This is a genomic window from Streptomyces phaeoluteigriseus (assembly GCF_001896135.2).
Classification (GTDB): Bacteria; Actinomycetota; Actinomycetes; order Streptomycetales; family Streptomycetaceae; genus Streptomyces; species Streptomyces phaeoluteigriseus.
Map to the genome: position 1 here is coordinate 716,582 of NZ_MPOH02000015.1, position 10,468 is coordinate 727,049.

Annotated in this window: 7 protein-coding genes and 2 pseudogenes; 4 read left to right on the forward strand and 5 right to left on the reverse strand. The window is 72.1% G+C overall.

What is annotated here, in order from left to right:
* The 4 genes and pseudogenes from BM536_RS44410 to BM536_RS21170 form a co-directional block, all read right to left on the reverse strand.
* On the reverse strand, nt 1-438 hold a 438-nt coding region (locus tag BM536_RS44410; protein ID WP_342748836.1), incomplete at its 3' end, for a chaplin.
* 124 nt (nt 439-562) lie between these two features.
* Nucleotides 563-808: pseudogene (locus BM536_RS21160) on the reverse strand (chaplin).
* A 147-nt stretch (nt 809-955) separates the two neighbouring features.
* A complete protein-coding gene (locus tag BM536_RS21165; protein ID WP_073498840.1) occupies nt 956-1,597 on the reverse strand; it encodes a response regulator in 642 nt (213 codons plus the stop codon).
* Nucleotides 1,590-2,759, reverse strand: a complete 1,170-nt coding sequence (locus BM536_RS21170; protein WP_073498838.1) for a GAF domain-containing sensor histidine kinase — start codon at nt 2,757-2,759, stop codon at nt 1,590-1,592. Before BM536_RS21170 ends, BM536_RS21165 begins: the two co-directional genes overlap by 8 nt.
* A 210-nt stretch (nt 2,760-2,969) precedes the next feature.
* Here BM536_RS21170 and BM536_RS21175 point away from each other — a divergent pair, with 210 nt between their 5' ends.
* From BM536_RS21175 to BM536_RS21185, 3 genes are all read left to right on the forward strand, one after another.
* Nucleotides 2,970-3,668, forward strand: coding sequence for an SDR family NAD(P)-dependent oxidoreductase (locus tag BM536_RS21175; protein ID WP_094103507.1), 699 nt, complete (start codon nt 2,970-2,972; stop codon nt 3,666-3,668).
* Nucleotides 3,665-4,780 (forward strand): S-adenosylmethionine:tRNA ribosyltransferase-isomerase, encoded by a 1,116-nt coding sequence (locus BM536_RS21180; protein WP_094103332.1) that lies wholly within the window; start codon nt 3,665-3,667, stop codon nt 4,778-4,780. The genes BM536_RS21175 and BM536_RS21180 overlap by 4 nt, the downstream gene beginning before the upstream one ends.
* A gap of 273 nt (nt 4,781-5,053) precedes the next feature.
* Nucleotides 5,054-5,782, forward strand: a complete 729-nt coding sequence (locus BM536_RS21185) for a transglycosylase SLT domain-containing protein (RefSeq protein ID WP_073498834.1) — start codon at nt 5,054-5,056, stop codon at nt 5,780-5,782.
* A gap of 109 nt (nt 5,783-5,891) precedes the next feature.
* Here BM536_RS21185 and BM536_RS21190 read toward each other — a convergent pair whose 3' ends face one another.
* Nucleotides 5,892-8,396: an FHA domain-containing protein gene (locus BM536_RS21190; RefSeq protein WP_245873683.1), complete on the reverse strand. Its 2,505-nt coding sequence runs from the start codon at nt 8,394-8,396 to the stop codon at nt 5,892-5,894.
* Nucleotides 8,397-8,653: 257 nt separating this feature from the next.
* On the opposite strand from BM536_RS21190, the pseudogene BM536_RS43045 reads away from it, so the two are divergent.
* Nucleotides 8,654-10,377: pseudogene (locus tag BM536_RS43045) on the forward strand (streptophobe family protein); the annotation flags it as partial.
* Nucleotides 10,378-10,468 lie beyond the last annotated feature (91 nt).

The following is a 10,468-nucleotide window of genomic DNA, read 5'->3' on the forward strand; positions in this document are numbered from 1 at the left end:
GTGGCCTGAGGGGTGGGCTGGTGCCGGGGTGGGGTGGGTCGCGCTACCCGGCGCTGCCGGAGTGCCGCCCGTGCCCACCCGTGGCGCCCCGGGCGGCACGCATGCCCACGGTCCGAAGGCGGGGCGTGCCGCAGGGCGGGTTCGGGAGGCCGAGCACGCTGACGCTGTTGCCGACGGCGTTGACCGGGATGTGCCCTGTTGCCATTGACCGGGATGTGCACTGTTGCCGACGGCGTTGACCGGGAGGTGCACCGGGGCCTGGACGATCTTGCCCGAGCCGACACCCGGTGAGCGCTCGCCGTGCCTCGGTGCCCCCGTCGGCGACAGCGGGACCCGGTGAGAGGCGCCGGCCGCGTTTGCCGGCGACGGTGAGGGCCGGTGCGGCCTTCCTGCAGACGTTCGTGGGCTACCCGGCGCGGGGGGGCGTGAGCCGATCAACGCCGGACGTTAGTGGGCCACCCGGCCGCGGATCGTGAGCCGATCGACGCGGGAGGGGTGCCGGTGGTACGAGCAGGCCGGCCTCCCCCGGAGTGGGGCCGGGGGAGGCGGAGGGGCTGGGCACTCAGTGGTTGAGGCCCAGGTTGCCGAAGGCCGGGTTCAGCACGCCGATGACGTTGACGCTGTTGCCGACGGCGTTGACCGGGATGTGCACCGGGGCCTAGACGACGTTGCCCGAGCCGACGCCCGGCGAGCGCTCGGCCACACCGTCGGCCGACGCACCGCTGGTGGCGGAGGCCATGCCGGCGCCCGCGGCCATCAGCCCACCGGCCACCATCGTCACGGCCGCTGCCCTCTTCAGGTTCTTCACTTCTGACCCCTCCTGGCGATTGCCGCGGCGATCACCGCGGCACGCACTGGAGAACGCCGGCGACCGGTGAAGGATGCGCCATTCGGGGGACATTCCCACGACGGTATGAATCTCAGACCGGAGGGGACGCGTCCGGACGGGCGGGGCTCAGCCGGCCGCGCCATGGCGTACGGCCCACAGGGCGGCCTGGGTGCGGTCCGCGAGGTCGAGCTTCATCAGGATGTTCGAGACGTGCGTCTTGACGGTCTTCTCGGACAGCACGAGGGCTCGGGCTATCTCCCGGTTGGAGCGGCCGTCCGCTATCAGGGCGAGGACCTCGCGCTCCCGCTCGGTGAGCGAACCTCCTCTCCCCTGGCCGGAGTTGGCCTCCTCCTGGGAGAGGAGAGCGCCGGCGACCTCCGGCTGGAGCAGGATGTGGCCGGCGTGCACCGAGCGGATGGCGCCGGCCAGCGCGTCGGGGTCCACGTCCTTGTAGACGTACCCGGCGGCGCCCGCGCGCAGGGCCGGGACCACCGTGCGCTGCTCGGTGAAGCTGGTGACGATCAGCACGCGCGCGGGGTTGGCCAGTTCCCGGAGTTTGCGCAGGGCCTCCACGCCGTCCATGCCGGGCATCTTGACGTCCATCAGGACGACGTCGGGCTTCAGTTCCTCGGCGCGGGCGACTCCTTCGGCGCCGTCGGCCGCCTCGCCGACGACCTCGATGTCGTCCTGCACCTCCAGGAAGGTGCGCAGGCCCCGGCGGACGACCTGGTGGTCGTCGACGAGCAGCACTTTGATCGTGTCAGCCACCGGGAGCCTCCAATTCGATCGTGGTGCCCTTGCCGGGCACGGATTCCACGGTCAGGCTGCCGCCGATCCCGCCGGCCCGGTCGCGCATGGACACCAGGCCGAGGTGACGGCCGGCCCTGCGGACCGTCGTGGGGTCGAATCCGCTGCCGTCGTCCGTGACGCGCAGGACGGTGTCCGGGCCGCGTTTGTGCAGGGTCACGTCGACGTGTTCCGCGCCGGAGTGGCGCAGCGCGTTGTGCAGGGCCTCCTGGGCGACGCGCAGGAAGGCCTCCTCCTGGGCGGCGGGCAGGGCGCGGACGCCGTGGCCGGTGAAGGTCACGCGTGCGGAGTGGGCGCGGTCCAGGACCTGGATCTGGGTGCGGAGGGTGGCCACCAGGCCGTCCTCGTCGAGGGCGGCGGGGCGCAGCTCGACGACGGCGGCGCGCAGCTCGTCGGCGGCCTCGGCGGCGAGGGCGGCGACCTGCTGGAGTTCGCCCTTGGCACGGGAGGGGTCACGGTCGACGAGGGTGGCGGCGGCCTGGGCGGTCAGGCGCAGGGAGAACAGCTTCTGGCTGACCGCGTCGTGCAGTTCGTGGGCCAGCCGGGAGCGCTCCTCGGCGATGGTGAGTTCGCGGCTGCGCTCGTAGAGACGGGCGTTGGTGAGGGCGATCGCGGCGTGCTGGGCGAGGATCGAGAGCAGTTCCTCGTCGTCCTCGGTGAAGCCGCAGCCGCCCTGCGGCTTCGGGCGCGGGGCGCCTCCCTCCGCGGAGCACCGTTTGTTGGCGAGGAACAGGGCGCCGATGACCTCGTCGCCGTCACGGATGGGCAGGCCCAGGAAGTCGGACATCTCCGGGTGGGCGGACGGCCAGCCCTCGAAGCGGGGGTCCTTGCGCACGTCGGCGAGGCGCTCTGGCTTGGCATCGTGCAGCATCGCGGCCAGGATGCCGTGCTGGCGGGGCAGCGGGCCGATGGCCTTCCACTGTTCCTCGCCGATCCCGTCGACGACGAACTGGGCGAAGCCTCCGTGGTCGTCCGGGACGCCGAGCGCGGCGTACTCCGCGTCGAGCAGCTCGCGGGCCGAGGCGACGATCGTCTTCAGGACGTCGCGCACCTCGAGGTGTCTGCTCATGGCCAGCAGCGCGGAACTGACCGCGGCGAGGCCGGACCGGGGGCCTTGACTCATGCCCTCACGGTACCGGCGGGGTGTGACAGCGGGCATCGGACCTGTGACGCAGCGGGGTACGCCGCAAGGCCTAGGGCCGAGGTCCCCGGTGCCGGGGGCGTACGTCGAAGGGCCCCAGTGGGCCCCGTCCCGCGTCCGAGGCGGCCGGCGCGGTCGCGTTCCTACGGTGAGGGCACCGCCGAGTGGCGGGTCGACGAGGGGACGGTTGTCATGCCGGTTGCGATCATCACGGGGGCCTCGAAGGGGCTGGGGCGGGAACTCGCCGAGGCCCTGGCCGCTCGGGGCTGGGATCTGGTGCTGGACGCGAGGACGGCGCAGGTGCTGAAGGAGACGGCGGCCGCGGTCGCGGAGCACGGGACGAGGGTGGAGGCACTCGCGGGAGACGTGACCGACCCCGCTCACCGGCGCGCGCTGGTGGCGGCCGCCTGGCAGCTCGGCGGGTGCCGGCTGCTGGTGAACAACGCGAGCGCGCTGGGCGCCGAGCCGCTGGTACGGCTGGCGGAGCTGCCCCTGGACGGGCTGCGGCGGGCCCTGGAGGTGAACGTCGTGGCGGCGCTGGGCCTGGTCCAGGAGGCGTTGCCGCTGCTCCGCGCGGCGCAGGACAGCGCGGTGATCACGCTCAGCTCGGACGCTGCGGCCGAGGCCTATGCGACGTGGGGCGGCTACGGGGCGTCGAAGGCCGCCCTCGACCAGCTCGCGGCGGTGCTCGGCGAGGAGGAGCCGGAGCTGCGGGTGTGGGCGGTGGACCCCGGCGACATGGCGACGGACCTGTACGCGGCGGCCGTCCCGGAGGACGACGGGGCGCGGCCCGAGCCGGGCAGCGTGGTGCCGGCGTTTCTGCGGTTGCTGGACGAGCGGCCGCCGAGCGGGCGGTACGCGGCACCGACCCTGCTGGAGGGACGGCGATGACGCTGGCCCTGAGGGTGCCGGCGGAGCTGTCGGCGCGGGTTCCGGCCGAGCAGCGCGGGCAGGGGCGCGACCGGGACTCCGTACGGCTGCTGGTGTCGCGTGGGAGCGAGCCGACGCATCACGGGTTCCGCGAGCTGCCGAGCCTGCTGCGGGCCGGTGATCTGCTGGTGGTGAACACCTCGCCGACGCTGGCCGCCGCCGTGGACGGGCGGATCGGGCACGCGCGCGTGGTGGTGCACTTCTCCACGCTGGGGGACGACGGGCGGTGGGCGGTCGAGCTGCGGGAACCGGACGGGCGGGGCACCACGCGCCCGCGCGCCGCAGAGCCGGCCGGGACGGAGGTGCGGCTGCCCGCGGGGATGCGGCTGGTGCTGGAGGAGGGGCTGGGCGGGCCCGGCGGGCGGTTGTGGTGGGCGCGGGTGACCGCGGGGGCGGTGCCGGGGCTGCTGCGGGAGCACGGGCGGGCCATCCGCTACTCCTACACGGAACGGGACCAGCCGTTGTCGGCGTACCAGACGGTGTTCGCGCTGCCGTCGGCCGACGGCTCGGGGAGCGCGGAGATGCCGAGCGCGGCACGGCCCTTCACGGCACGGCTGGTGGCGGAGCTGGTGAGCCGGGGAGTGCAGTTCGCGCCGGTCACGCTGCACACCGGGGTGGCGTCGGCGGAGGCGCACGAGCCGCCGTATCCGGAGCGGTTCGCGGTGCCGGAGGCGTCGGCCCGGCTGATCAACGCGGCGCGGGCGGGGGCCGGCCGGGTCATCGCCGTGGGGACGACCGCCGTACGGGCCGTGGAGTCGGCGGGGGCCGACGGGGTCGTACGCGCGCGTGCGGGGTGGACGGACCTTGTCGTGACTCCCGAGCGTGGGGTGCGGGTGGTGGACGGGCTGCTGACCGGGCTGCACGAGCCGGAGGCCTCGCATCTGCTGATGCTGGAGGCGGTGGCCGGGCGGGCCGCGATCGACCGTGGGTACGCGGAGGCGCTGCGGGGTCTCTACCTGTGGCACGAGTTCGGGGACGTGCATCTCCTCCTGCCGGAGGAGCCCACTCACAGCCCACTCACACAGTGCATTGCGTCAGCAACTGTTGGTGAGAAAACCTCTGCACCCCTGTGAGCCCGCACATAGGGCGCGCATCACGTACGAAGGGCGATAGGAGTCAAAAGGTACCCCCTTGAACGGGACAGACGACCTGGTCTGTCCCGTTTTGCCCTTCCCGATCCACTACCGGGGTTAGTACGTCACACCTTTGCCTGGGCATTTTGCGGCCGCTAACAATGGCTCTCGTCGCTCAGCGCCGCGGGTTTCTCCCCGCGGCGTTCGTGCCGAAAGCACCCGCCGCCGGACGAAGAGAGCGATCTCCGCGCTATCGAAGAGGTCCCTTCCGCCATGCCCAAGAACACTCACAAGATCGCGATCGCTGGTGTCGCCACGCTCGGTGCCGCCGCCATCGCCTTCACCGTGGTTCCGGCCGACGGTCAGACGACCACCACGGACTCCCTCTCCTCGTCCCGCGTGGCCTACAGCTCCGAGCAGGTGCGTGACGTCAAGGCCACCGTGACCGACCAGCTGGCCGGCGCCAGCCTGAAGGTCGAGGCCATCGAGGCCAAGAAGAAGGCCGCCGCCGACGCGGTGGCCGCGAAGAAGAAGGCCGCCGCCGCTGCCGCGGCGAAGAAGAAGGCGGCCGCCGCCGCTGCCGCCGCGAAGAAGGCCGCCGCCGCGCGCAAGGCCGAAGCCGCCGCCGCGAGCCGGTCGGTGAACCGTCCCGTGGTCAAGCAGGTCGTCGTCAAGAGCTACCCGAACAACCTCGACGGCTGGATCCGCGAGTCTCTCGCCATCATGAAGAAGAAGGGCATCCCGGGCTCCTACCACGGGCTGCACAAGAACATCATCCGCGAGTCCTCGGGCAACCCGAAGGCCATCAACGACTGGGACATCAACGCCATCAACGGCATCCCGTCGAAGGGCCTGCTCCAGGTGATCCCGCCGACCTTCAAGGCATACCACGTCCCCGGCACGTCCTGGAACATCTACGACCCGGTCGCCAACATCACCGCCGCCGCCAACTACGCGGCCGACCGGTACGGCACGATCGACAACGTCAACAGCGCGTACTGAGCGAACCGCCGTACCGAGTCCCACCGAGTCCCACCGGGACCCCCCGCGCGCCGAAGGGCGGCACCCCCGACCGGGGTGCCGCCCTTCGGCCTCGCAGGACCGCTCGCGACTACTTGCGCATGACCTCGGGCTCGTGGCGGCGCAGGAAGCGGGCCACGAAGAAGCCGCAGATCACGCCGAGGACGAGCAGGGCGGCCATGTCCATGCCCCAGGCGCCGACGGTGTGCTCCCACAGCGGGTCGGCTTCGCCGCCGTCCGCGGGCGGACTGATCTTGTTGAAGTCCAGCGTGGCGCCCGCCGCGGCGACCGCCCAGCGCGACGGCATCAGATACGAGAACTGGTTGACGCCGACCGCGCCGTTCAGCGAGAACAGACAGCCGGTGAAGACGACCTGGGTGATCGCGAACATGACCAACAGCGGCATGGTCTTCTCGGCCGTCTTCACCAGCGAGGAGATGATCAGGCCGAACATCATCGAGGTGAAGCCCAGCGCCATGATCGGGATGGACAGCTCGATCATCGTGGCGGTGCCGAGGACCAGGCCCTGCGCCGGGATCTCCCGGCTGGAGAAGCCGATGACGCCGACCAGCAGGCCCTGGAGCACGGTGATCACACCGAGCACGAACACCTTCGACATCAGGTACGCCGAGCGCGACAGGCCGGTCGCGCGCTCCCGCTCGTAGATCACGCGTTCCTTGATCAGCTCGCGGACGGAGTTCGCCGCGCCCGCGAAGCAGGCGCCGACCGCGAGGATCAGCAGGACCGTGGTGGCCGTGCCGTTGGGGATGATCCGCCCGCTCTTGGGGTTGACCGGGTTGGGCAGCAGGCTGTTGCCGGAGTCGATGAGGAGGCTCACCGCGCCCAGGACGGCCGGCAGGATCACCATCAGGCCGAGGAAGCCCTTGTCGGAGACGATCACCGACGTGTAGCGGCGCACCAGCGTGACGAACTGGGACATCCAGCCCTGCGGCTTCGGCGGCTTCATCGCCTGCATGGGCGTCACCGACACGGGCTGCGGCGCGATGGCGTCGATGTCCGCGGCGTACATCTGGTAGTGCTGCGAGCCCTTCCAGCGGCCCGCCCAGTCGTAGTCGCGGTAGTTCTCGAAGGCGGAGAAGACGTCGGCCCAGGTGTCGTAGCCGAAGAAGTTCAGCGCCTCCTCGGGCGGGCCGAAGTAGGCGACACTGCCGCCGGGCGCCATCACGAGCAGCTTGTCGCAGATCGCGAGTTCGGCCACCGAGTGGGTGACCACCAGGACCGTACGGCCGTCGTCGGCGAGACCGCGCAGCAGCTGCATGACGTCGCGGTCCATACCCGGGTCGAGACCCGAGGTCGGCTCGTCGAGGAAGATCAGCGACGGCTTGGTCAGCAGCTCCAGGGCGACCGACACACGCTTGCGCTGGCCGCCGGAGAGGGAGGTGACCTTCTTCTCCTTGTGGATGTCCAGCTTCAGCTCGCGCAGCACCTCGTCGATGCGGGCGTCGCGCTCGGCCGCCGTGGTGTCGGCCGGGAAGCGGAGCTTGGCCGCGTACTTGAGGGCCTTCTTGACGGTCAGTTCCTTGTGCAGGATGTCGTCCTGCGGGACCAGACCGATGCGCTGGCGCAGCTCGGCGAACTGCTTGTAGAGGTTGCGGTTGTCGTAGAGGACGTCGCCCTCGTTGGCGGGCCGGTAGCCGGTGAGCGCCTTGAGCAGGGTGGACTTGCCGGAGCCGGACGGGCCGATGACCGCGATCAGCGACTTCTCCGGGACGCCGAAGGAGACGTCCTTGAGGATCTGCTTGCCGCCGTCGACCGTCACCGTCAGGTGGCGTGCGGAGAAGGAGACCGCACCGGTGTCGACGAACTCCTCGAGCCGGTCGCCCACGATCCGGAACGTCGAGTGACCGACGCCCACGATGTCGGCGGGGCCGAGCAGTTGCGAGCCGCCCTTGGCGATCGGCTGGCCGTTGACGTACGTGCCGTTGTGCGAGCCGAGGTCACGGATCTCCATGCGCCCGTCGGGCGTCGAGTGGAACTCCGCGTGGTTGCGCGAGACCTGGAGGTCGGACACGACCAGGTCGTTCTCCAGGGCGCGGCCGATGCGCATGACGCGGCCGAGGGAGAACTGGTGGAACGTGGTCGGGCTGCGGTCGCCGTAGACCGGCGGCGCCCCCGCGCCGACGCCGGGGCCCTGCTGCTGCGGAATGGACGCGTCGACCTTCTGCGGCGGCTCCCATCCGGGCTGCGGCGCCTGCTGCTGGGGCGGAGTCTGCGGCGCCCAACCCGGGTTGGCGGCCTGAGCGGCGTACGGCTGCTGTGGCTGCTGCTGCGCGACCGCCGCCTGCGCGCCGGAGAGGTTCAGGCGCGGACCGTCGGTGGCGTTGCCCAGGTGCACCGCCGAGCCGGGTCCGATGTCCACCTGGTGGACGCGCTGGCCCTGTACGAACGTTCCGTTGGTGCTGCCGTGGTCCTCCAGTGTCCAGCCGCGGCCGTTGAAGCTGACCGTGGCGTGACGCCAGGAGACCCTGGCGTCGTCGAGGACGACGTCCCCCCGCGGATCGCGTCCGAGGGTGTATGACCTGGACGGATCGAGCGTCCAGGTGCGTCCGTTCAATTCCAGTACGAGTTCCGGCACTCCATGCCCCACTGAGTAGTCCCCCGAGTTACCCCCATCACAGGGAGTCTAGGGATGTCGAACATCGTCGGGAACTATTTCAGGCCCGGCCCCCTGACCGAAAGTCGGGCCTTGCGAAGAGGCCCTGCGCGGGTCACGCGGTCTCATCGGCCGCTGCCGTTGACGGGGTTGAAACCGGGCCGGAGAGTGGTAAACGCACGCGAGGGGGACGGAAGCGGTGATCTTCACCGCTCCGCGCCGCGGATCGGGGGGTCTGCATGAGTGCCGGCACAAGCATCGGGAACGGCGGGAGCGCGGCGTACGACGAGGGCGTGCCGTGGCTGGACGTGCTGCTGTCCGCGATCGCCGCGGTGAGCTGGGCGTTGATCGGGATGGCGGGGACGGCGGCGCTCGGCCTGCATCTGCTGGGGGCGGACACCGCGGGTTCGCTGGGGCCGATGACGGCGGCGGTCGTGGCCCTCGGGGCGGGCGGGTCCGTGACGCCGTCGGGCGATGTGTCCACGTTCGGTCTGACGGGCGCGGAGGCGCACACTGCCATCGACATCGCGCCACTGGGCGTGAGCCTGGTCGGAGCGCTGCTGCTGTCGTGGTTCTTCCTACGGTCCCTGCGCGCGGCCGGAGTCGTGGTCACGCCGACCGAACTCCTGGCGCGCGCGGGCACGGTGGTCGCGCTGTTCGTGGCCACGCTGGGCGGTCTGGCCTGGGCCGGGCACGATGTCATCACGGTCGACGGCGGGTCGCTGGGGCTGGACGACCTGCCCGGCGGGGATGGCGGGGGCGGCGTCGGGGTCCCCGGGCTGGGCGATCTCGGGGACCTCGGCGGTCTGCTGCCCGACCGGCTCGGGGAGCTGGTCGACGCGCAGGCGGCGGTCGGGTTCACCGTGGACACGGCCGCCACGCTGCTCGGCGGGCTCGTCTGGTCGGCGGCGGTGCTGCTGATCGCCCTGCTGGCCTCGCGCCGTACGCCGCTTCCGCCGGGTTGGGACGTCGTGCACCGGGTGGTACGGCCCGCCGTGTCCGCCGTCGTGACCGTGCTGCTGGTCGCGGTGGCCGCCGGGTTCGCGGCGGCGGCGTACGCGGCGGTCGGTGACGACCACCCGAAGCGGATCGCGGGCGCCGCGCTGCTCGGGGCGCCCAACGGGGTGTGGCTGGGCGTGGACATCGGTCTGTTCGTGCCGTGGGACGGCCATGCGACGGGCGTCCTGACGCGTGTGCTGCCGGATCCGCTCGACGACTTGTTGGGCACCGACACCGATCAGTCGGTGACGCTGGGCCGGCTGGCCGAACTGGACGGCCGGGTATGGCTGTTGGCGGTCGCGGCGGGGGCGATGATGCTGCTGGCGGGGGTGCTCGCGGCGGTGCGGAGCCCGGTGGGTCCGGTGGGTGCGGGCGCGCGGATCCCGGTTCCGGGGTGGCACGGGGTGCGGGTGCCGCGGATCCCCGTTCCGGGGTGGCACGGGGTGCGGGTGACCGCGGATCCCGTTCCGGGGTGGCACGGGAGTGCGGGCTCCGGCCGGTTTCGTCGGGCGGTGCGCGGTGCGGCTGGCGGTCGTGACCGCGCTGGCACTGCCGTTGCTCGCGTGGCTGGCGGACGTGTCCGTCGACGCGTCCCTGTCGGTGCTCGGGTTCGACGCCTTCGGCGCGGGCGTGGAGTTGCACGGGCATCTCGGCATGGCCTCGCTGCTCGGGGCCGCGTGGGGAGCGGGGGCGGGCGCGGCCGGTGCGCTGCTCGCCCGCGCGACCGGGGCGGCGGGAACCTGGGCGGCGGCGTTGGCACTGCGTGACACCGCCGCGGGAGGTGAGCAGGTGGCCCCGGTGCCTGGACCGGTCGGGCAGCGCCCGGACGGCCACGGCCCGGGGCGGACGGCGGAGGGGGCCGGGCAGCTCCGGGGGGCGGACGGCCTCTCGGGGCCGTACGTGCCGGGTGCGCCGTACCGGCCGCCCAACCCGGCGACCAACCCGTATCTGCGGATGCCGGAGGATCAGGGAAAACCGCAGGACACGCGGACCGGGGACGACGATGTGTACGACGCCCCCCACGATGGTGGGCCCCTTGGAACCGCCCGCCCACC